The following is a 24,300-nucleotide window of genomic DNA, read 5'->3' on the forward strand; positions in this document are numbered from 1 at the left end:
TTTCGTGATTTACAGTTTTGACACAATAGCGACAACAAACCTGAAAAAACGCAATTAGTATTGTTAAGTCTTTACTCCGGGTGCTGAGTAGCAACTGTTATGTAGTTACCCTGAAAGTCTTGCAACTAAGCAATACATAGCCCTTCATTTTGATGAAATGGCAGATACTCAATGGCTAGGTAGTGCTGATTTTTTATGATTTAACGTATTTTATATTATCTAAGCTTTCAAGATTTGTTCAATAAACTTTATTATTCTTAACTGGAGTGGAGACGAAAGGATAGCGATCGCCAAATCAGCCGACCTTTCCCACACCCTCTGACCGGAAAAGACGAGGTTTCAAATCTCACACCCTATGAATGGCTGTATCTGATTATGAATCTGGAATTGATTCATACATCCAATAAATCTGGCCTCTACATAATGCTTTTGTTCTAATGTGGGCTGTATTGCTCGTTCAAGTATCTATGACTGCACATATTTTGTACAAAAAAATTAGCTATTCAATATTTTTCCTAGAAATAAAATATATATTTTAGAAAGCGCGATTGTCACTAAGAATTACTTTGATTACACTAATTCATGTAATCATGTAAAATCATCACAGTTCTTGCTATGCAGTAGGTTTCGATTTATATTCAGCTAATTTCAGTTGAATAATTTGACAAATTCAGTTTATTCATTTAATTCAGGAAATTCATTTATATGAATAATCAAATCAATAATATTCATCCGTTTGATGATGTAAATAGAATGCTGTCCTCTAACCAGCAACCTAGTATTTTTCATCAGGGTGGAGACTATTTCCCTTCTGGTTTAAGTAATGTAAATTCCCTCCAGTCAAGCATTCATAGTAGTTCCATATTGGCAACACTAGACTCTTTAACATCCGATACTTATCCTGTTAGCTATCTAACTCAAGATATTGAGAGCAATAGTATCTTGATGACAGCCACTGCAACGGCTCAACCAGACTTAACAGCACCAAACGCCCTAATTCCTCCGTCAGTAATCGTTGGTGGTAATGTTCAAATCACCTATGAAGTGAAAAACCAGGGTAGTGCGAGTGCTGGATATAGCTACACTGATTTCTACTTATCTTCAGATTTGAATATCGATAGTAGTGATGTGTATCTAGGCTTTGACTATGTGAATGGTCTAGCTGCTGGTGCATCTAGTCAAGAGTCAGCTACATTCAACATTGGTAGTAATATCAGGCCTGGGAACTACTATTTGATTTACTATGTGGATGCTGATGGCTATGTGAGCGAAAGTAATGAAAGTAACAATGCTTTCGGTGCGCCAATCTCCATTACCCAGCCAGACTTAACGGTATTAAACGCCTCAATTCCCACCTCAGCCAAAGCTGGTAGCAGTATTCAAATCAATTATCAAGTGAGGAATCAAGGTAGTGGAAGTGCTGCTGCTAGTAATACCAGATTTTACCTATCTCCAGATTTGAATATTGACAGTAGTGATGTCTATCTAGGCTTAGACACTGTGAATAGTCTGGCGGCTGGTGCATCTAGTCAAGAGTCAGTCACATTCACCATCGGTAGTAACATCAACCCTGGTAACTACTATTTGATTTACTACGCTGATGCAGATGGTTATGTGATTGAAAGTAATGAAAATAACAATGCCTTTGGTAATCTCATTAATATTACCCCAGCAGGGAATCCAGACCTGATAATTCAAAACCCCACAGCACCAACGACTGCATCAGTGGGTAGCACTATTGCATTGAGTTATCAGGTGAGAAACCAAGGTGTGGGAAGTGCAGGTGCTAATACCACCAGATTCTACCTTTCCAGAGACACCGCATTCAGCACAGATGATGTGTTGTTAGGCTCAGATGCAGTGAATAGTATCGCCGCAGGTGCTGTCAGTTCCGAAACTGCATCGATTCTCATATCCAATAGCATCGCGGCTGGTAACTATCATTTGTTGTTCAGAACTGATGCAGATAACAACTTAGGCGAAAGTAATGAAAATAATAATGTGGTTTCTCGTGCCATCACGATTAACTCTGCTGATTTAATTATTCAAAACCCCACAGCACCAACGACTGCATCAGTGGGTAGCACTATTGCATTGAGTTATCAGGTGAGAAATCAAGGGTTGGGAAATGCCGTTGCTAGTACCACCAGATTCTACCTTTCTAGAGACACCGCATTCAGCACAGATGATGTGTTGTTAGGTTCAGATACCGTGAATAGCATCGCCGCAGGTGCTGTCAGTTCCGAAACTGCATCGATTCTCATATCCAATAGCATCGCGGCTGGTAACTATCATTTGTTGTTCAGAACTGATGCGGATAATAACTTAGGAGAAAGTAATGAAACTAATAATGTGGTTTCTCGTGCCATTACGATTAACTCTGCTGATTTAATAATTCAAAACCCCACAGCACCAACAACTGCATCAGTGGGTAACACTATTGCATTGAGTTATCAGGTGAGAAATCAAGGGTTGGGAAATGCCGTTGCTAGCACCACCAGATTCTACCTTTCTAGAGACACAACATTCAGCACAGATGATGTGTTGTTAGGTTCAGATGCAGTGAATAGTATCGCCGCAGGTGCTGTCAGTTCCGAAACTGCATCGATTCTCATAGCCAATAGCATCACTGGAGGTAACTATCATTTGTTGTTCAGAACTGATGCTGATGGCACAGTAGCAGAAGGTAATGAAACTAATAACATCGTTTCTAGAGCCATCACAATTAATGGCCCCAGACCAGACCTAATCATTCAAAATATCTCTGCGCCTAGTATTGTTGACCCTGGCAATCTAATTACACTCAACTACCAAATAGCGAATCAAGGTACTGCTAGTGCTGGTAATCATACAACTAAGATTTATTTGTCTAGAGACACAACTCTTAGTAGTGATGATACATTGTTAGCTTCTGACCTGAACTTCTTCTCTCCTACACTCAACGCCGGGACTAATAGTTCAGAGTCTTACTATCTGTCTATAAGTAGGGATATCAATTTTGGTGACTACTATCTGCTATTCCAAGCTGATGGCAACGGCGAAATCAGTGAAAGCAACGAAACTAACAATGTCACCACCAAAGCGATTACAATTGCTGCACCAGATTTAATCATTCAGAATCCTGGTAATCCCACTAGTGCCAACATCGGGACAAATATTCAACTCAATTATCAGCTGAGAAATCAAGGTAATGGCAACGCGGGAATTAATAGCACACGCTTTTATCTTTCTAAAGATACTAGCCTCAGCAGTGATGATATTTATCTCGGTTCAGATATAGTTGGTATTTCTGATATTGCACCCTCTGCTGTAATTTCCGAGTCTGCATCTGTATACCTTTCCAGCACTATTACCCCCGGTAGTTACCATCTCATATACCAAGCTGATGGTTTTGGATCATTGAGAGAAAGCAATGAAAATAACAACATTATTGCCCAAGCAATTACGATTACTGCTCCAGATTTAGTTATCCAAAATGCTACATCTGCCAGTAGTGTTGCCATCGGGGCTACACTACAAGTTAACTATCAACTGAAAAACCAAGGTAATGGCAGTGCTGGAGGAAGTAAGACAGGTTTTTATCTTTCACGAGATACAACATTGGGTAATGACGATGATATCGACTTAGGTATTGAAGTTGAGGCTAGTGCTAGTCTGACACCTGGTAGTGTTATTTCTCGCTCTACATCTATTACCTTTGATCCAACTCTGAATCCTGGCAAATACTACCTCATGCTTAAAGCCGATGGAGCAGGATCTGTTGCTGAGAGCAATGAAGGTAACAACAGCATTTACATCACAGCACAAATCAATATCACTCCTCCTAATGGCGGTGGATTTAACTCTACTACAGGTTATGGCTTAGTCAACGCCGCCGCCGCCGTAGCCAAAGCCCTTAATCAAAGCACCTTTGCTGATGTTGCTGACTTGGGTGGTAATGATTGGGGAGCAGACGCGATTAAAGCACCTGAAGTCTGGGCGAAGGGATACACTGGTCAGGGTGTGATCGTTGCGGTGGTGGATAGTGGCGTGGACTATACACACCCAGACTTGAGTGCCAATATGTGGAGGAATAGCAGAGAAATTGCGGGTAATGGCATAGATGACGATAGCAATGGTTTCATCGATGATATCTATGGTTGGAACTTTGTTCACAACGACAACAACACCTTAGACGGTACTGATCATGGTACTCATGTTGCTGGTACTATTGCTGCGGTGAGAAATACCTTTGGAGTGACGGGTATTGCTTATAATGCCAAGATTATGCCTGTAAGAGTTTTTGATGATGCTGGCAAAAGCAATGGTACTGCCATACCGAATGGAATTCGTTATGCAGCAGATAATGGAGCTAAGGTTATTAACCTCAGTTTGAGGAGTCCTGCCAGTGAAGATTTACTCTCAGCAATTCAATATGCTATCAGTAAAGGAGCAATTGTTGTTTCCGCCGCAGGTAATCAAAGTGAGTCAACACCTAGCTACCCAGCTCGCTATGCAGACCAGTTTGGAATTGCCGTAGGAGCAGTTTATTACGATAGAACCTTAACCGATTTTTCCAATCGTGCTGGAACAACTCCACTAGCATACGTTACTGCACCAGGAGGCTACTTCACAGGCGATAACGATATAGGACTTGGTATATATTCGACACTTCCAGGTGGTCAATATGGTTTTATGCCAGGAACATCAATGGCGGCTCCTCATGTTGCGGGTGTAGTTGCGCTGATGCTGAGTGCTAAGAACAATCTCACTGATGCTCAAGTGCGGCAGATTCTCACTTCTACCGCCGCGAACGGTGGTACACTTCCCAGTGCTACTTCCAGCACTGCATCGACAGCCAGTAGTAGCAATTCTGTAGTATCTAGGTCAATTTCTAGCCCTACGAATAACACACCATTGATGATTGCTAATGTGACTCCAATTACTGGTGAGGAAAGTATAACTGAAAATCACACTGAAAATGTTGACAATTCCTCGAAACCATTCTTACGGTATCAGGATAGTCAGCAAAACATTCTTTCAGATGAACAGGTTGATACTCATGAAAATATCATAGGGAAAAGACGTAGCAACAGCCGTAAGTCTTGGATGAGGAGTAATGAGTAATGAGTAATGAGTGATGAGTAATGAGCTTAGTAGGGTGCTTCAGTGCGAGAAAACCTAACTATACCAAGAGATTATTTATACTGACGCACCCTACAGTTGGGATATTTTGTTATCTGGAATTCCCTTTGTATGTCATGGCGATCGCAACAAGAAATTGGGATTGCAACTAGGTTGTTAAATTTGATGAGGAGTAATGAGTAAATGCCAGTTACTTATTACTCATTACTTATTACTTAAAGAGTGTCAACCAAAAACCTCAAGATTTTACAATTTGAACACGGTTTGATTGAAAATAATTTCATTGACTATATCCATCACATCATTGACAACATCTTCAGCAGTCATTTCATTATTAATATATTGATTGAGTGACTTAAATTTGGTGATTGAAATATTACCCATAATTTGAGTATTCCAATCTTTTAATATTTCATCAAATACCCGTTTAGCATCACCATTAGTGCAGACAATGGGAATCACTGGGATTTTTTCTTGTTTAGCATAGAGGTAAGTTTCATAAGTACCACCAAGACCCCCTAGTAGTATCACTACGTCAGCTTTTTGCAAACATTTCAGCCATTCATTAATCCCTGGTTCTGTGTATTCTAAAGTGCCACCTCTAAAAGTAGGTTGTGTTCCATGCACAACTACTTGGGTTAATTTGCGGGAAAGGGGAATATTTTTAAGTGCTAGCTGATTGGCAAAACTTTCTGCTACTACATAATCTACACCTTGCCAACCACCTGTGATCAAATTATAGTTATACTTGGCTATTTTCTCTCCCAGGTGTTTCGCAGTTAGATAAATCTCTGGAGCAAGTTGATAATTACCTGTACCAGCTACTAAAATATTCTGATTACTTCTGAGTTTTGCTGCATCATCTTGAATACTGGAGGTAAGCTGATTAATAAAACCATCGAAATTTTTCATCGGATTAATACTGAGTTTATCAGCAATGAAGAAAATAAAATCATCGATTTGGTGGGAAATTTCGATGATTTTGTCAGATATATTGTGAATGGCAGAATATATATCTGAGTGAAAATCTTCATTGACTATTTTCTCTATCTTTTCTTTTTGCTGTTTCCAGTAATTTATATAATGAAATTGTCCTTCTTTGCTGTAAATGTCGGCATCTTCTAAGACAATGGGAAAAATTCTCTGTTCATATTCTTTAGATTTAATAACTTCTACAGCTTCAAACATACAGTATTCTGATTTTAGATATTTGTCACTAATTACCAAAATCACATAATTACCGCGACCAATTGATTCCATGAATTGCTTAATGCTTTTTCCTAGAGATAAATGATCGCGATCGCGAATTAATTTATAGTTTTGAGCAAGTAGAGTATCACAAATTTGATCAACTAATTCTTCCCGGCGTTTTCCTGATTCGCTGTTATTGTCTTTCCAAGCATAGGATATATAAATTTCGTTCATATTTTTAAGCAAATACTGAGTTTAATGTCAAAAGTTGGTCTGATATTTACCCTTGCCAATTGCTGCAAATTTGGCATCAAACTCAGTATTCCCGCAAATACGAAGATTTTATCAATCAACTCACAAAGACTAATATTTTCTCTCCTGTGGCTCAAACATGGTAATGGCTACCGGACGATATTGAATATCAATCCCTGCTGGTGAATAATAAGCCATTGTATGCTTGAGAAACTTAGTATCATCACGCTGGGGATAATCTTCCCGAAAATGTGCGCCGCGACTTTCTTGACGATTGATAGCTGAGGTTAAAATAGTCTGTCCGACTACCATTAAACTCCGCAATTCTAAAGCTTCTACAAGTTCTGTATTCCAACAACTGCCTTGATCATCTAAATAGATTTGATTGTATTGTTGTTGTAGGGCGGTGATTTTTTCCCAGCCTGTACGCATTAATTCCTCAGTGCGAAAAACACCACAAAATTCAGTCATCGCATCTTGAAAGTCTTGGCGAATTTGGTTAATACGGTATTTTCCTGGCTGTTCTATTAAAGATTGAATTTCTTGTTGGGCTGCTTTGATGTAATGTTGTTCATCTATATGAGGTAATTTACGTTGCTGTACGTATTGAGCGATCGCCGCCCCAGTGCGTTTACCATAAACTACACATTCTAATAGGGAATTACTCCCCAAGCGGTTGGCACCGTGAACGGACACACAAGCCGTTTCCCCAGCTGCAAAGAAACCCTCAACTAAACTATCGCCACTGCTGCGGACTCTCCCATCAGTATTGACGGGAATTCCCCCCATACAATAATGAATCGTCGGGCGTACCGGCATGGGTTGAGTAACTGCATCTATCCCTACTAGGCGGTGTGCTTCTTCCCAACAAAAAGGAACACGACTCATAATTTTTTCTTTCCCCATGTGTCGCAAATCCAGATAGACAAAGGGGCCGCCAGCACTCCCATCAGGATTAATTCCTCGTCCTGCACGAATTTCATAGGCGATCGCCCGTGAAGTGATATCGCGGGGGGCTAATTCCATGCGACTGGGTGCATAATTGGCCATGAAGCGATCGCCTTCAGAGTTAATCAAATACGCCCCTTCTCCCCGTACCGCTTCCGAAATCAATACCCCCACCGGATACAACCCAGTCGGATGGAACTGCACAAACTCCATATCTTCCAAGGGTAAACCCGCCAAGGCTGTCATCGCCAAACCATCACCCGTGGAAGCATAATCATTAGAGGTGGTGTTATAAACGCGACCATAGCCACCTGTCGCGAACATCACAGCCTTTGCCCTTACTACCTCAATATGACCATCTAACAGGCGGTACATCACCAAACCTTTAGCTTCATTGTCTACCAAAATCAGACGCATCACATACCATTCTTGGTATATATGCACACCATACCGCCGTAAATTATTCACTAATTCATGTAAAATCGCGTGACCCGTTTTATCAGCCGCGTAGCAAGTCCGATTGTGAGAATGTCCCCCAAAAGCCCGTTGTGCAATGCGACCATCATTTAAGCGGGAGAACAAAACCCCCATATGTTCCAAGTCAATCACGACATCGGGTGCTTCTTGTGTCAAAATTGCTACTGCATCTTGGTCAGCCAAATAATCAGAACCCTTGACCGTATCAAAGGCGTGTGCTTCCCATGTATCCGTAGCATCCACATTTTTTAATGTAGCGGCGATACCACCTTGAGCCGCCACAGAATGGGAGCGAATGGGATGAGTTTTCGCCACCACCGCCACCTTTAAACGAGGATCAGTCCGCGCAATTTCCACCGCCGCCCGACATCCCGCCAATCCGCCCCCGACAATAATCACATCATGTTCCAACATAACTAGCCCCTGGCTAAATACTGTTGTTCTATTTTGACCTGCTTCTTGGGCGTAGTACCAATTCAAAATTCAAAATTCAAAATGACATTTGCAGACTCGCTAACACTGCGCTAACAAAATTAAGAAAGTGAGACTCATCACTCATCACTCATCACTCAGCACTCATTACTCATTACTCATTACTCACCACTCATCACTATAGACTTGGTCATGATCAGCGAATATACTCTTAAAGCAATATGTGTTTAGCTGATTCCACTCCAGCAATGTTGCTCGCTCAATTCTAATCCTATGAAAAAAGCCTGGCATTGGCTGATTACTAAGCAGTCGGTACGGAGTAGTAAGATTTTAATTTCCGGTGCGATCGCCCTACTACTGACCGTTAGTTGTACTGGCAACGCTTCGGAGTACAATAGCTCCAATATCGAGTCTACTTCCCCACCATCTCCCTTGAGGATCTACCGACGTACACAGGAACGACAGGGTACAGTATACGAAGGCTCTCTTCCTGATAGTAGCAAGGACGACTTGCCAAAACTCCGTATCGGAGTCGTGTCCACCCAGAATCAAACAGATCAAGAAAAAGTTCTTCAGGCTTTAGATAAATATTTAGAAGATTATCTCAAGCGACCAGTAGAATTTCAAATTGCTCAGGATAATAAAGAAGTCGTTCAGTTACTAGTTGAAAATCAAATACAAATTGCCTATTTAGGCTCTGTTACTTATTTAGAAGCGGTAGAGAAAGGCGCAAAAATTCAACCTTTAGTAGCTCCCATAGATATCAACTCAGGTCAACCTTGGTATCGAATGTGTATTGTAGTTAATGCCAATAGCAACATTCAAAAATTATCAGACCTGAAAGGCAAAAGTATCGCTTTTGTTGATCAAACCTCTACCTTCGGGTATCTGACAGCCTTAGCAGAGTGGAAGCAAGAAAGACAAGCAAACCCCTATCAAGATTTTACTCAAGTCATCTATGTAGGCAATCATGAGCAAAGTATGGCAGCCTTAGAAAGTAATCTCGTAGATGCTGTAGCTACTAATCTTACGGCTTGTACTAATCAACAAAAAGATGGTAAGATGCCTACAAAAAATATCAGAATCATCACAGAATCTATTCTCACACCTAATTTTCCCATAGTAGTATCGGCAGAATTACCAGACCAGATCATTCATCAGCTTCAGCAAGCTTTTCTCAGCCTTCCTAAAGGGCTTGATTTGATTGGAGGTAGTCAATCTGACGGATACACTCTTGTCATCGCTGCTGAATATGATCAAATACAACAAATCCGCCAAGACTTGAACTTAACTTCTCTCCCGTCAAAATGAAAATCTCTACAAAGCTACTGACTAGTTCTGCTGTATCTGTTGGACTCGTAGTGGCTATCCTCATCGGGAATACAGTGGTGGTGCAGCAGATTAAGGAAACTGTGCGCGAAAAAAGTAATGGAACTGCGGAAACCATCAAAGCAGCACTAGCAGCAGATAATGCCTTAAAGTCGGAAATTATCACACTCAAAGATTTTGTGCTTTTCCAAAAGCAAAATGCAGAAATTGAAAAGTCCCATGCGGAGTTTATTCAAGCATTGGATGAGTTAGAACGCCTCATGCCAAATACTCCAGAAATCTCCGTTATTCGTACTCGTCATCAGTTTTTGCGCCGTATCGCCACTCAATTAATTGAACAGAGTTCTAGTCAAAATAATGTAGAAAATTCCCAGTTGTATTTTCGCTCAATCAATTCTTTTAACAGGGATATTAAATTATTTCTTGACCAACTAATTAAACGTGCTGATGACCAAAGATTAGCCGTAGCACAAGATTTAGAAAATTTACACCAAGTCCAAAGAATTATTTCTTTCGTTGTTGTCGCAGTGATTTTAATGCTGATGGTTGGTGAATTCATGCTCATTTGGCAACCAACCATCAAATCTTTGCAGAACTTACAAACAGGAACATCAGAAATTGCCACAGGTAATTTTGAATATCGTTTAAATATTCTTACAGGTGATGAAATTGAAGATTTAGCGAAAGCATTTAATCACATGGCGGTGAAGTTGGCTAAATCCCACGAAACGCTAATTAAAAATACAGAACTTACCCACATGAATCAGCGTTTAGAGTTGGAAATAGCTGAACGCAAACAAGCAGAGTTAGAACTACAAATAGCCTTACAAGAACTACAAAGCACCCAAGCACAGCTAATTCAAACCGAAAAAATGTCTAGCTTGGGTCAATTAGTAGCTGGAGTGGCACATGAGATTAATAATCCCGTTAATTTTATCTATGGCAATGTCACCCACGCCAATGAATACACTAAAGAATTGTTACAGTTAATCCGTTTATATCAAGAAGAATTTCCTAACGCCAGTCCCACAATTCAAGCAAAAATTGATGACATGGACTTAGAGTTTATTCAGGAAGACTTACCGAAAATTCTCGGTTCGATGACGATGGGTTCTCAACGGATTCAGCAAATAGTGTTATCCCTGCGTAATTTCTCTCGTTTAGATGAAGCAGAAATGAAAGCCGTTGATATTCACGAAGGGATTGAAAGTACACTATTGATTTTACAAAATCGATTTAAGGCGAAACCAGAGAATGCAAAAATCGACATTCTCAAAGAGTATGGAGAGCTACCTTTAGTAGAATGTCATGCCGGACAGTTAAATCAAGTATTTTTAAACATTATTAATAATGCCATTGACGCTCTCAATAGTTACAATGCCGAGCGATCGCCCCAAGAAATTGCCAATGATCCCAGTTACATTAAAATCACCACCCAATTGCTGAAAAATGAGCGTGTGGTGGTCAGAATCGCCGACAATGGCCCAGGAATGACAGAAAAAGTCAAACAAAAGTTATTCGATCCTTTTTTCACCACTAAACCAGTAGGACAAGGTACGGGATTGGGTTTATCTATTAGTTACCAAATTATTGTAGAAAAACATTCTGGAGTCTTGCGGTGTGAGTCGGAGTTAGGCAAAGGGTGCGAATTCTGGATTGAAATTCCCCTACATCAGCAAGCAACCCCAGCCTCAACCGTCCCCATACAAGCGATCGCTTAATACCAAATTAGTCTTATTTCGAGATGCTGGCATCACTATACAATCGACCTCTGGGTGAGAAAAATCCTAGCCATTTCCTACACTACCGTTATATTTTTTACCATTTCTTCACATTTCTCAGTATTTATCATAGTAAGAAAATGTGATATTTTGTCTCTAAATATATCTTTTTAACTATTACACTCTAAATGGCTGGAATACTTCATTTGACTAAGTTTGTGTTCTCCTTTGCTGTATGGTCAGCATGAGAAATTAACGATGGATTTGAATTGTAGTCAAGCGATTGTATAAAATCAGCTAATGTTCCCTGGATGGCGATTAGAATTAATACCTGTATACTTACGTACGTCCCCAAAGTCAGTTTATGCAATTGCCATCATGTATACCTTGTCAGTGTTCAGCAAGTTTTCAAGATGGTTAAACGAGGGACTAGAGTATTTTTTGAGATGCGTGTAGAAAAGCTGCTAGATAAACTTATTGAATCAAATCAGACTTTTTAGCTATGACCTATATAAAAAATGCCTTTCAAGAATTTTTACTAACTCTCCAGGGTTTTGACCACTTACCAGATACAGAGATTACCCTGTTACTAGACCGACTGCAAGCATTCCGTTATCGTATCGGTCAACGTATTATCAGCAAAGAAATAGTCCCCGATCGCATCACCATCATCTATGAGGGACAAGCGCGGTTATTGGGATTTGACCCCCAAACACAAATGCCCAAAACCCTGAAATTATTACAACGGGGAGAGATAATTGGCGAAATTGGATTATTGCGTCAATTGGGTTGTGAAACGGCGATCGCCTCTACTGACGAAATGATCGGTTTAACCATCGAAGCCAGCGACTATCTGCGGTTATTGTCTACCTATCCCGCCTTTGCACAGGCGCGCCAAAACCCCTGTCATATCGTGGAAATCTTTGATATTTTAGGTTTACAAGTAGCAAAGCAAGCCAACGTCATCGATAACCTAGATGAACTAGCAGAACAAGCTGGGCAAACCGCTAAAATACAATATCTCTCACCTGGAAGAAACTACTTTCATCAACTAGACAAGAATACAGTTTGGTTTTTGAGTAGCGGTGTCATTAATGAATTTCCCGTTGGTTCGCGTCTCGAACCCCAAGATGGTCAAGAAACCATTATCGTCAGAAGTGATATCCCCGCGCGGTTGTTGGGTTTAGCACCATCGGCTTTATCATTCCTCAATCCTAGTAATCATCATCAATCACAACTAGCTCTTAGCAGCAGTCAAACCCACATCACTGAGACGATGGAAATTCCCTACGCCTCAGATGAAGACTATTCCCAAGCTCGCAGTACAGCTCCAAATAGTAAAAATCCCCGGACAAAATACCCCTTCTTTGGCGGTAAGGGAGAATTAAACAGCACTTTTGCCTGTTTTCAGATGCTCACCAAACATTTACAAATCCCTTTTCGTCGGGAAGTGGTGCGTCGTCTGTTATCTGAGCAAATCAAACGCCAAGGGACGATTTCCTTCCCTGTTTGTGCCTATCTGGGAGAATTAATCGGCTTGAAAGCCAATTTAATCGATGTCCCCACTGCTGCTATTACCCGCATCCCCACACCAGCATTAGTGCGTTATGGCGAAAATTTTGCCGTTTTATACGCCGCCGATGCTCATCAAGTCGTTTTAGGTGTCCCATCCCAAGGGATAGTTCGCTGCAAACCAGCACAAATAGTTGAACATTTAGAGACGATAGAAAATAGTTTTCCACCACAAGTCAGGGTACTACTGCTCACCACCACCAAGGAAACGCCACAAGAACGCTTTGGTTTACGGTGGTTTCTTCCCTACTTGTCACGCTACAAAAGAGTCCTCACAGAAGTCTTTATCGCTTCCTTTTTTGTGCAGTTAGCACAACTAGCCAATCCCCTAGTTATCCAGCTCATTATTGATCAAGTCATAGTCAAAAATAGTACCAGCACACTCAATGTTCTGGGAGGCTTGCTATTAGTAGTGGGGATATTTGAAGCTATACTCACCACCTTAAGAACTTATTTATTTGTGGATACAACCAATCGCATTGATATGGGTTTGGGGTCACAAATTATTGACCACTTATTGCGGCTACCACTCCGCTACTTTGAAAAGCGGCCAGTCGGGGAGTTATCTACACGCATCAACGAATTAGAAAATATCCGTCAGTTTCTCACGGGTACAGCTTTAACCGTGGGATTAGATGCTGTATTTTCAGTGGTTTATATCATTGTCATGCTGTTTTACAGTTGGAAATTGACCATAGTGGGTTTAGCCACAATTCCTATCTTTATCGTTATTACCTTAATTGCATCTCCCACTGTTAGTAGACAGCTACGCGCCAAAGCTGAACGCAACGCCAACACCCAATCCTATTTAGTCGAGGTAATGTCAGGGATTCAAACAGTCAAAGCGCAAAATATTGAATTGCGATCGCGCTTTTCTTGGCAAGAGCGATACGCTCGATATGTAGCAGCTGGCTTTAAAACTGTCGTCACCTCTACCCTCGCTAACTCCACCAGTCAATTTCTCAATAAACTCAGTAGTTTACTCGTGCTGTGGGTGGGTGCTTATTTGGTATTGCAGCAGGAGTTAACTTTAGGGGAATTAATCGCCTTTAGAATTATCTCTGGTTATGTTACTAGCCCCATCTTACGGTTAGCACAACTGTGGCAAAGCTTCCAAGAAACAGCCCTATCCCTAGAAAGATTAAGTGATATTGTAGACACACCCCAAGAAGCGGAAATTGACCGCTACAATATCCCGCTTCCCGAAATTCAAGGTGCGATCAAATACGAAAACGTCTCCTTTAGATTTGTCAATGGCGGGCCTTTGCAACTATGCAATGTCAATCTAGAAATTCCCCAAGGAAAATTCGTTGGGATTGTTGGGCAGAGTGGCTCTGGTAAAAGTACGATGATGAAACTGCTACTGCGACTTTATGACATAGAAGCAGGCAGAATTTTGATTGATGGCTACGATATCGCCAAAGTAGAACTTTATTCTTTGCGTCGCCAAGTCGGTGTAGTTCCCCAAGAAACCCTGTTATTTGATGGTACAGTCCAAGAAAATATTGCTTTGACTAATCCCGATGCTTCCACAGAAGAGATTATCGCAGCTGCAAGAATCGCCGCCGCCCATGAATTTATTATGGGTTTACCCAACGGCTACAATACCAGAGTTGGCGAACGTGGTGCGGGACTATCCGGCGGACAAAGACAAAGAATCGCGATCGCCCGTTCTATTCTGCAAAAACCCAAACTATTAGTCCTAGATGAAGCTACCAGTGCTTTAGATTATCCCACCGAACGTCAAGTTTGTCTGAACCTCGCCAACGCCTTTCAAGGTAGTACAGTCTTTTTTATTACCCACCGTCTCAACACCGTCAGCCACGCAGATACAATCATCGTCATGGATGGCGGTAAAATCATCGAACAAGGTAGCCATCAAGAATTAATGGCTGCTAAAGGTCATTATTTCTATTTATATCAACAACAAGAAGTGAGTTTGTAGTTAGTCAATAGTCAATAGTCAACAGTCAAAAATTACTAATATGACGCAACTTAACAATAACAATGGTAACGGCAAGCATGACCAGGCGATCGCGGTTGATGCTGAAGTTTTAACACCTCAGACCCCACCCCCTCCTCAATCTTCCATTAACACTAATTACGAAGAGTTTGAACAGTCGGTTGTATTGCGTCAATCTCCTATTTGGTCACGCACCATCATGCTGACTCTCATGGCTTTGGCTTGTTTTGGTGTTGCTTGGGCATATTTCGCTAAAATCGAACAGGTAATTCCTGCTACTGGTCAATTAAAACCAGAAGGCACAGTTAAAGAAGTCCAAGCTCCTGTAAATGGAGTTGTCAAAGAAGTACATATCAAAGATGGACAAAAAGTCCTTCAAGGCGACTTACTAATTACTTTTGAAACTGTTGCAACTGTTGCCAAATTGAATTCTTTAAATAATATTCGCAACAGTCTAATACAGGAAAATCAGATTTATCGTCAATTAATGAGTTCATCTTCTGGCATTAATTCCGAATTACAATTTTCGCGAGTTAGATTGCCCAGAAATGCCGAATTTTTACTCAAAAGTCGCATAGCATTAGTTACAGAAAATGATTTATTACGCACTCAATTAAGAAACTCTACTACTGGTATCGGTTTAGATAGTGACGAAAGACAACAGTTAGAAGTTGCGAAAACAGAATTAGACACTCGTGCATCTGCCGCTAGGCTAGAAGTATCTAAAATCGAAAAACAACTAGCCCAAACTGTAGTCAAACTCCAAGATACACAAGCCAGTTTAGATATCCAACAAAAGATTTTAGATAAACTAAAAATCCTGGCAGAACAAGGTGGTGTCTCTCAGTTACAATACCTGAATCAGCAACAACAAGTCCAAAATTATGCCGCCGAAGTGGCACAATTAAACGAAGAGAAGAAACGTCTGCAATTTGATATTGAAAAATCTAGACAACAAGTCTACAATACTGTGGCAGCTTCCGATAAAACCATTTTAGAAAAAATAGCAGATAACAAAAAACGCATTGCTGATATTGATAGCCAATTCATGAAAATTGTGCTAAGTAATGAGCAGAATTTAGCCGATGTCAACAGTAAAATTTCTCAAGCTCAATTAGAATTTAAATATCAACAATTACGCGCTCCTGTTTCCGGCACCATTTTCAATTTACAAGCAAAAACCCCTGGTTTTGTAGCTAATCCCACCCAAAAAATCTTAGAGATTGTACCCAACGATAAATTCGTTGCTGAGATTTTCATCACCAATAAAGATATTGGTTTCGTCCGCGAAGGAATGAAAGCTGATGTCAGAATCGATTCATTTCCCTTTAGCGAATTCGGTGACATCAAAGGTGAGTTAGTTGAAGTAGCTTCAGACGCACTTCCACCAGATGAAACCCATAAGTTCTATCGCTTTCCTGCCAAAATTAGGTTAAATAAACAATACTTAGACATTAAAGACAAAAAAATTTCCCTGCAATCTGGTATGTCTTTAAGTGCTAACATCAAAGTCCAAGAAGAACGCACAGTTTTGAGTCTGTTTACAGAGATGTTTACCAACCAAGTTGAAAGCTTGAAAGAAGTAAGATAATCCTTTAGGGATTTCTCATTAGAAAAATATACTATCACGTTGATAGCAACGGAGCAGGGGGCAGGGGGAAATATCAGATAAAGAGTCTCCCCTGTTCCCTGTTACTCGCTCCCTGTTCCCCATTAAAACTTTTGACTTTTGACTTTGAATATATATGTATCCTCAACGCATTGAACCCCAACCTGGACAAGAATCTGTGTGGGATTACCCCCGTCCTCCCCGCTTGGAGGACACAAACAAACATATTCAGGTAATTTTTAATGGTGAAGAAATCGTCAATACCCGCCACGCCAAGCGTGTGTTAGAAACCAGCCATCCACCCACGTACTATATCCCGCCTACAGACATCAAAATGGAATACTTGGTGTTAACACCACAGTCTAGTTTTTGTGAATGGAAAGGACGCTCTGGATACTATACAATCCGCGTGGATGAGCGAGAAGTCGAAAATGCAGCTTGGTTTTATGCCAGTCCGACGCGCGCTTTTGCAGATATTAAAGATCATGTGGCTTTCTACGCCCATTTCATGGATGCTTGCTACGTAGATGGTGAACGAGTAGAACCACAACCAGGAAACTTTTACGGTGGTTGGATAACTAGCGATGTTGTTGGGCCTTTTAAGGGTATTCCTGGTAGTTGGGGATGGTGATTTAAGCCAGAGTTCTGGAAGTAATCTTGTTGGGAAATCTCAGATTGGCAAAATGCGATCGCCAACGGGATACTTCCAAACACAAAAATAGGCGATCGCCTTTGGAATTCTATGCAATGCTTTGATAGTATTCAAAAAGTGACCATAGATTCACTAAGCAGTCACTCAAGGATACCAATCTTGCTTTAATCTTTTAAACTCCCCAGGCTGGATTCGAACCAGCGACCAATCGATTAACAGTCGATCGCTCTACCACTGAGCTACTGAGGAATGATTGCGCTCACAATTTATAATAGTATCTTAGTCTTCTGGATTTGGCAAGCCTTTTTAGAAATTTTTTTTGCTTACCCTAAAGGCTTTGATTTTGCAGTCCAAACAGCCGCCAGAAACCCCAGTGACGGTGATACAGTTAATTATTTTTGTCCGTACTTAACCCTTGTCAAGAAAGACTATGGAAATATTCAGCCTACTACTTCAATCCCATACGAAGCTCTGCAAGCTTTTGTTTGGCTTTGGGATCAATAGAGCTAGCCAATCTCCGTGGAGAGTGTTGGCGTGGTTTAGCCCTTTGCTTAACTAGACAAATCGTGGTTTTAACTTCGCCACACAATTGTTCTGCTGATAACCATTCAGCCCCGTATCCCTGTACTGTCAATTGTTGTGCTCGGTCAGATGTGGCAACGATGAGCCGAGCCATCCTAGACTGTAGAAACTCATAGCGCAAAGATGCACAGGTTTTTTCTATGTATGAGTCTGCCGTTTGCCCAAAATCAGTGTAATGAATTGATAAAAGTTCGGTGATTACTTCCTGATTACTGGCGGTATTTTGATAGTGAGCATCAAACACTATTTTGGTCTCATACCCTTGAAAAGAACTGTAGCTTGTCATGGTTTCTACAAGTTCACGCCTGGCTGCTTCTAGTCCAGCAGTGTCGCGGGTTTTTTTCAGGCAACGCCAAGCACCTATAATGTTATAACCGTCTACTAACAAAACGGCTGGGACTGGGGGACAGGACATGGTTTTTAATCACAATTTTCTAGAGTTAACAAGATCCATTCATAACTTTTATAGTAAATGAAGCATTGCTTGTAACACTATGTTACAAAGACGAAAATAATGTGATTTAATTGCAAAGTTGAATTAAAAGTGATGATGATTGGGGAATGGGGCATGGGGCATTGTGTTTTTCTTCCCCTGCTTCCTCTGTGTGTTCCAATTACAGGTATTTATACCAATTCCCCAAAATTAAGCAACAGGTGCAACCCTTAAAACCCAAATAGTATCTGACTTTCTTAATTGCGTTAGCGTCTCGGAGAGAAGTCCATTGCGTTAGCGGAGCGGGGCAAGAGCATCGTTGCGTTAGCGTAGCGGGGCGTTTAGCCCATTGCGAATTGCGTTAGCGTAGCGGGACGAAGTCCATTGCATTAGCGTAGCGGGACATTAGTCCATTGCGAATTGATATTACTCCATTCCAGTTAAATCGCTGCAAGTGGGAAATGCGGCAGATTGAGCATAGAGATGATTTTGCAGAACTCTAGCTAAGGCGTGATTATTCTCTCGTAAACCTTCATAAAAAAAGCAGACTTCGCCTTTAATCCCTATTTGACGGTTATACTCAATCGTCTGCACCAAATCTTGGGGACTGATGCCATAAGTTCCTAACTTTAGCAGGATTCCTGGAGCTAATTTTGGTAGGGTGGCAGCAGTAAATTGTTCTTTGACTAGTTTATCGGCGATCGCTCGATAACTAGGAAAATCCCGTCGATAAATTTGCGGGTGACTCATATCCACTATTCCCTGGTTTAACCATGTGGGTGTATCTTGCAAATATTCCCGAAATGCCCAGTCATGGATATTAGGCGCGATAGATACCAATAAGTTTGGGTTAACGGCTTTTACTTGCTGATATAGCCTTGCCCAAAATTTTGTCAAAATATCAGCGCGCCACTGTAACCAGTGTCTATCTTTTGGATTTAGCGGTGGTTGGCGGTGAAATTCTTGACGATAGCGGGCGATAGTATCCGCATCATACCCACCTTCACAGGGTAAAGCCGGAAAGCGATCGTCACCTTGAATGCCATCCACATCATAATTATTCACCACTTCCAAGACTAAATTCATCAAAAATCCTTGGACATCAGGGTTCAGGGCATTCAACCACTCAAAACCATTTTTCTTGAGCAGATTACCTTGGGAATCACGCGCCGCCCATTCTGGTTTCTGCTGTAAAAGTAAGCCCCCGTTTAAATTGTAGGAACTGGCAAAGCCATATTCAAACCAAGGGATAATTTTTAATCCCACTCGCCGCGCCTCTGTCACTACCTCCAATAAAGGATCACGCCCGACTGATAGGGGATCAATTTCCACTCCAAAGGTTTGCCGCATCGTCTGACTAGGATACAAAGTCACAGCTTTATTCCACACCACAGGAAACACCACATTAAACCCAGTGGTAGCCAGAAAATCCATAGCTTCAGCAATATTTTGCCGTGAACGCAAAACTTGACTATCGGTAGTAGTTAACCAGACACCGCGTATTTCCATAGTTTTGTTCTGGGGCAGAGAGGCAGGGGATGCAGGGGATGCAGGGGGAGCAGGGGGAGCAGGGGATGCAGGGGAAGAAAAATACAATGCCCTATTCCCAATGCCCAATGCCCTATTCCCTATTCCCTATTCCCAATGCCCAATCCCTAAAGTAGATGTTTGAATAAGTACATCATTAAATAATTAATTAGCATTCTTGTGAAAATAACACCTATGTCTGTAGTTCAGGATTCTTGGCAGCACGCATATATCAATACCAATGGGATAAAACTGCACTATGTCACCCAAGGAACAGGACGCTTGATGCTGATGTTACATGGGTTTCCTGAGTTTTGGTATTCTTGGCGGCATCAAATCCCTAAATTCGCGGAAAAGTTTCAAGTCGTGGCTTTAGATTTACGTGGTTATAACGATAGTGATAAACCTGTCAATAAATCCGCCTATGTCATGGATGAATTTATTAAAGACATTGCGGAAGTAATTCAAGGATTAGGACACGATAGTTGTATTTTAGTTGGACATGATTGGGGTGGAGCGATCGCCTGGAATTTTGCCTATGCTCATCCTGAAATGGTAGAACGTTTAATTATTCTCAATTTGCCTCATCCTGCTAAATTTACTCAAGGTTTATTGACTCTCTCACAGTTACGCCGCAGTTGGTATATCTTCTTATTTCAACTACCTTGGCTACCAGAATTGATGCTCAAAGCTGATAGTTATCTGGCGATCGCTAATATGATTCCTAAGACGGCAGTTAATCAAACAGCATTTACTCCAGATGATATTGCCGCTTATCAACAAGCTGCTGCTAAAACTGGGGCAATCACAGCTATGTTGAACTATTACCGCAATCTTTTTTCCAGTCTCCTATTCCAGAAAAATTGGGCAATTTTAGAGACTCCTACGCTGTTAATTTGGGGTGAAAATGATACCGCTTTAGGCAAAGAGCTTACTTACAACACTCAAGACTATGTAAAACATCTCCAAGTTAAGTATATTCCCCATTGTGGACATTGGGTTCAACAAGAAAAACCAGAATTAGTTAACCAGTATATGCAAGAATACTTAGTAATTTAAATTATAATTTACATCAAAAGTATGAGTAATATTTTTACATAGGTGAATACTGACTATATTTTTACGAAAATATATCGAATGATACATTCACTTAAAAAGATTTAATATTAAATTAAATCCAGTATTTATCCTGAAATTGAAAGACACAAAATAGCCAAAAACTATAGCCAATCATCTTTTGAGACTCACTACACTAGCCATAATCTAGACAAGTAAATTGTGATTTAAATCAACATTGTTTAGAAAGTTAGTGAGATAATAGAAATGTGAGGAAAAGAACGGATGTTAATCAAGGAGAAAGGGGGAAATTATGAAACTCAAGCTATTAGCAGCTGTAGCCTTAGCCACTCCCCTATTTTTTGTGAATTCAGTCAAAGCTGGGAATCCACAAGACTTACAAAAACTGTTATCAACTGGGGAATGCGTAGGGTGTAATCTATCAGGCATGAACCTCAGTGGCGAGCATTTAATTGGTGTTGACTTACGAGGGGCAAATCTATCTGGTGCAAATCTATCTGGTGCTAACCTCGAAGGTGCTGATTTGACTAACGCCAATTTGAAAGGAGCGAATCTTACCGCAGCCTTTCTTACCAACGTCAACTTCAAAAAAGCCAACTTAAATAACGCCAACATGACCCGCGCTCATGTTTTCGATTCCAACGTGTATCAAGCATCAATGGAAAATCTCACCATCACAGATGCAGAAATTTATAATACTGCGATCGGTGTTGGTGGCGAAGCAGGTCAAGAAATTCCCGACTGGGATTAGTATCAACCGATTTAGGTGAATTTTAAGAAATAAAAGATGGAGTGAGAGAGTTGGGTGTTAGCCAATCACATCTCTCACATACCTCTTATAGCAATTCGCAATGGACTAACGTCCCGCTTCGCTAACGCAGTTCGCAGTTCGTAGTTGAAGACAGTCAGGTATTATCTGAGTTTTAAGGGTTGTATCTGTCGCTGGATTTTGGAGAATTGGTATTAGAACATTCAAAAGCGGATGGCGCGTGTTAGCTGTTGGATGTTTCAGGAATTTTCAAAGAACATATCTAGTCAAGCAAGGATGAAAGAGGAACTCTTGGCTGGGGATAAGGTGGGCAAGGTAGACAAGGTAGACTTTATTTCTCAACTCACTACTCACTACTCAGCACCGGCTAAACGCCGCGCTACCGCTAACAGCACTCATCACTTTCACCTCCAAAGTTCTAATTTTTATGAAGTATTGCTATCTAAGATCAATACTGTGATTGACGAACGCGGCTTAAGATAGCTTTAATATTCAGATAAAATCAGCGTTTGTGCTTATATAAATGAGAGGTGGAGTGATTTTTGCATGATCTGTACTTTATTCCAAGTACGATGACGAGCAATTGACACAGCCTGGGATAATGACAACCGGAGGATTCCAGTTGATTCATGACAACAGAACTCAGAAAGCCGCTGATTTTATGACATCCTGTAGCCTTCTGACTTCTATCCACCTACTGACTGTCTACCTTGTAGTTGATGCAGTAGATGTTATGGGACGACTATGGTGATAGGACGCTAAACCCTATTTCCCAACTCAGTGGGATGCAAGAGTGCATTGCCTAATCAACAGCCTTTTGGTTGTAATTGTCAGGATTAGAGAACCTCAACTGTCAAATTTATGGAAGTGAAAATGCAAGAACCAGAATTCGCCCAAACCCAACCTAAAGAGGCAACAATGCCAGATATCAACAACCAAACAGGAACTATTACCAAACTCCAGCCCCCTGCACAGTCTCAAGAGGAATGGGGAAAATATGTAGAACAAGTTTCTCAATTTTTAGCAACTCTGCCTGATTATGTGGGCAATTTCTTCAATCAATATAAACAGCCTTTAGTCATTGTAGGCTTAATTGTAGGTTCACTAGTGACCGTCAGGGTACTTTTGGCAGTATTAGACGCATTGAATGATATTCCTTTAGTAGCACCAACTTTTGAATTGATTGGCATTGGTTATTCTGCTTGGTTTGTTTACCGCTACTTACTCAAAGCTTCAACCAGACAAGAGTTAAACAATGAAATCACAACTCTGAAGTCCCAAGTAGTAGGTCAAGACGGTTCAGAAAACTAATATCTGACTCGATGACATATCACCTACTGACAGCTACTACAGGGTATAGACAATAATTATTTGTATGGTCAAGCTTTGCGGCTTGACCATTTTATTTTAAGGTTGAAGGTTTTTCTGATTTGGGACAGCAGAATTAGGGATTTTCTCTAGTCTTCCTGTTAATACCAGGGCTTGATGAATCATTGCTGCGACTTCGGCACGGGTAGCAGCTTGATTAGGAGCTAAAACTTTGGCATTGGGATAATTAACCACTAAGCCGTTAACAGTTGCAGATGCTACCTTATCGACAGCATATTTTGGGATATTCTGAACGTCTTGATAAATGCTTAAAACTTGAGTGGGATTAGCTGGTGGTTGGAGATTTAAGCCACTGGCTAAGGCGACTAAAACTTGCGATCGCGAAATATTTTGTTGTGGTTGAAAAGTCTGATTAGGATAACCCTTTAAAAATTTGGTGCTAATCGCGTGATTAATTGCTGTTTTAGCCCAAAATTCTGTCGATACATCCCGAAAAGGAATGGTAGCTGCTGTAGTGTCTTGGTTAAAAGCTTTTTGTAATATAGCCGCAAATTCTGCACGACTTACCGGTAAATTTGGTCTAAAAGTATAGTCTGGAAAACCTTGGATAATTTTACGCGCAGACAGAGCATCAATAAAATCCCCTGCCCAAAAGTTAGCAGGTACATCATTAAAAGCTATTGGTGGCGGAATGGTGGATTTCTGTGCAGATGGCGTGACTAAGGGTAAAGATGGGGATTTTTCAGCAGAATTCAACTCTGCCGACAAAGATAAAGTTGCTGGCGGTAACTTTGCTGGCGGTTGGGGAGTTGGTATTTCCTGAAAATTCGGTGAAGGGATCACTGGAGGTTCAACTACATCCGTCTCTGGAGGTGCAGACACATTAGGCAAGCGCGCCTTGGTATCTGCTGGTAACTGTGGAGTTAGGGACGGTGTAGGGGGATTAGTTGTAGCACTAGGCGCAGTGGTGTTTAAGGATAATAGGCCACTTAAATTCCAACCAGATTCCTGACGAGAAAACGACCAAAGCAAAATTCCTCCTATAGTGAGGAAAGCTACGAAAATCCCGATAAATTCATCGAAGCCCAAAGCCGTCGATGGAGATGAGTCTTGATCAGTGGGAGGTTTTGTCATACTCAATTAGGGATTGGGGACGAATGAATTCAAAATTCAAAATTCAAAAATTGATTACTCAGCACAGGCTAAAGGCCGCACTACTGCTAACAGCAACTTTTAATTTAGGGTAGGGGGCTGGGAGAATGAAAAAATGGGGAAACTCTTCTCCCCTTTCCCCCCTGCACCCTGCACCAATT

The 24,300-nt window shown here is 41.0% G+C and carries 16 protein-coding genes and 1 tRNA gene; 11 read left to right on the forward strand and 6 right to left on the reverse strand.

Annotated elements, in window-relative coordinates; all coding sequences use genetic code 11:
• Positions 1-705 precede the first annotated feature (705 nt).
• Positions 706-5,106 (forward strand): CARDB domain-containing protein, encoded by a 4,401-nt coding sequence (locus tag ACQFX9_RS29190; protein WP_427159997.1) that lies wholly within the window; start codon positions 706-708, stop codon positions 5,104-5,106.
• Positions 5,107-5,370: 264 nt separating this feature from the next.
• On the opposite strand, the gene ACQFX9_RS29195 is transcribed toward ACQFX9_RS29190, so the two are convergent.
• Positions 5,371-6,549 (reverse strand): TIR domain-containing protein, encoded by a 1,179-nt coding sequence (locus ACQFX9_RS29195; protein WP_427159998.1) that lies wholly within the window; start codon positions 6,547-6,549, stop codon positions 5,371-5,373.
• Positions 6,550-6,678: 129 nt separating this feature from the next.
• The gene (locus tag ACQFX9_RS29200; protein WP_427163031.1) at positions 6,679-8,406 is read right to left on the reverse strand and encodes a succinate dehydrogenase/fumarate reductase flavoprotein subunit; all 1,728 of its coding nucleotides are present in this window, start codon (positions 8,404-8,406) and stop codon (positions 6,679-6,681) included.
• Positions 8,407-8,697: 291 nt separating this feature from the next.
• Between ACQFX9_RS29200 and phnD the strand changes: the two genes are divergently transcribed.
• From phnD to ACQFX9_RS29225, 5 genes are all read left to right on the forward strand, one after another.
• Positions 8,698-9,735 carry a phosphate/phosphite/phosphonate ABC transporter substrate-binding protein gene (phnD, locus tag ACQFX9_RS29205; RefSeq protein WP_427159999.1) on the forward strand — a complete coding sequence of 346 codons (1,038 nt, stop codon included), beginning with the start codon at positions 8,698-8,700 and terminating at the stop codon, positions 9,733-9,735.
• Positions 9,732-11,474 (forward strand): sensor histidine kinase, encoded by a 1,743-nt coding sequence (locus ACQFX9_RS29210; RefSeq protein WP_427160000.1) that lies wholly within the window; start codon positions 9,732-9,734, stop codon positions 11,472-11,474. The genes phnD and ACQFX9_RS29210 overlap by 4 nt, the downstream gene beginning before the upstream one ends.
• 502 nt (positions 11,475-11,976) lie before the next feature.
• On the forward strand, positions 11,977-14,991 hold the full coding sequence (locus tag ACQFX9_RS29215) for a peptidase domain-containing ABC transporter (protein ID WP_427160001.1): 3,015 nt from the start codon (positions 11,977-11,979) through the stop codon (positions 14,989-14,991).
• Between the two features lie 40 nt (positions 14,992-15,031).
• Positions 15,032-16,600, forward strand: coding sequence for an HlyD family efflux transporter periplasmic adaptor subunit (locus ACQFX9_RS29220; protein ID WP_427160002.1), 1,569 nt, complete (start codon positions 15,032-15,034; stop codon positions 16,598-16,600).
• A gap of 154 nt (positions 16,601-16,754) precedes the next feature.
• On the forward strand, positions 16,755-17,249 hold the full coding sequence (locus tag ACQFX9_RS29225) for a DUF427 domain-containing protein (RefSeq protein ID WP_427160003.1): 495 nt from the start codon (positions 16,755-16,757) through the stop codon (positions 17,247-17,249).
• Positions 17,250-17,447: 198 nt separating this feature from the next.
• On the opposite strand, the gene ACQFX9_RS29230 is transcribed toward ACQFX9_RS29225, so the two are convergent.
• A tRNA-Asn gene (locus tag ACQFX9_RS29230) sits at positions 17,448-17,519 on the reverse strand.
• Here ACQFX9_RS29230 and ACQFX9_RS29235 point away from each other — a divergent pair.
• Entirely contained in the window at positions 17,520-17,774 is a 255-nt protein-coding gene (locus ACQFX9_RS29235; RefSeq protein WP_427160004.1) for a hypothetical protein, read from the forward strand.
• Here ACQFX9_RS29235 and ACQFX9_RS29240 read toward each other — a convergent pair.
• Together ACQFX9_RS29240 and ACQFX9_RS29245 are read right to left on the reverse strand one after the other, a co-directional pair.
• A complete protein-coding gene (locus ACQFX9_RS29240) occupies positions 17,719-18,267 on the reverse strand; it encodes an NYN domain-containing protein (RefSeq protein WP_427160005.1) in 549 nt (182 codons plus the stop codon). The two genes, ACQFX9_RS29235 and ACQFX9_RS29240, sit on opposite strands and share 56 nt — an antisense overlap.
• Positions 18,268-18,711: 444 nt before the next feature.
• A complete protein-coding gene (locus ACQFX9_RS29245) occupies positions 18,712-19,794 on the reverse strand; it encodes a glycoside hydrolase family 10 protein (RefSeq protein WP_427160006.1) in 1,083 nt (360 codons plus the stop codon).
• 213 nt (positions 19,795-20,007) lie between these two features.
• Here ACQFX9_RS29245 and ACQFX9_RS29250 point away from each other — a divergent pair, with 213 nt between their 5' ends.
• The 4 genes from ACQFX9_RS29250 to ACQFX9_RS29265 all read left to right on the forward strand — a co-directional run bounded on the left by ACQFX9_RS29250 (position 20,008) and on the right by ACQFX9_RS29265 (position 22,969).
• Positions 20,008-20,871 carry an alpha/beta fold hydrolase gene (locus tag ACQFX9_RS29250; RefSeq protein WP_427160007.1) on the forward strand — a complete coding sequence of 288 codons (864 nt, stop codon included), beginning with the start codon at positions 20,008-20,010 and terminating at the stop codon, positions 20,869-20,871.
• 310 nt (positions 20,872-21,181) lie between these two features.
• On the forward strand, positions 21,182-21,640 hold the full coding sequence (locus ACQFX9_RS29255; RefSeq protein WP_103139881.1) for a pentapeptide repeat-containing protein: 459 nt from the start codon (positions 21,182-21,184) through the stop codon (positions 21,638-21,640).
• Between the two features lie 294 nt (positions 21,641-21,934).
• Entirely contained in the window at positions 21,935-22,141 is a 207-nt protein-coding gene (locus ACQFX9_RS29260) for a hypothetical protein (protein WP_427160008.1), read from the forward strand.
• 390 nt (positions 22,142-22,531) lie between these two features.
• Entirely contained in the window at positions 22,532-22,969 is a 438-nt protein-coding gene (locus ACQFX9_RS29265) for a CAAD domain-containing protein (RefSeq protein ID WP_427160009.1), read from the forward strand.
• 96 nt (positions 22,970-23,065) lie between these two features.
• On the opposite strand, the gene ACQFX9_RS29270 is transcribed toward ACQFX9_RS29265, so the two are convergent.
• Complete coding sequence (locus ACQFX9_RS29270; RefSeq protein ID WP_427160010.1) at positions 23,066-24,121, reverse strand: S-layer homology domain-containing protein; 1,056 nt, start codon at positions 24,119-24,121, stop codon at positions 23,066-23,068.
• Positions 24,122-24,300: the final 179 nt, after the last annotated feature.

The sequence above is a fragment of the Aliinostoc sp. HNIBRCY26 genome (genome assembly GCF_050235535.1).
Taxonomy (GTDB): Bacteria; Cyanobacteriota; Cyanobacteriia; order Cyanobacteriales; family Nostocaceae; genus Trichormus.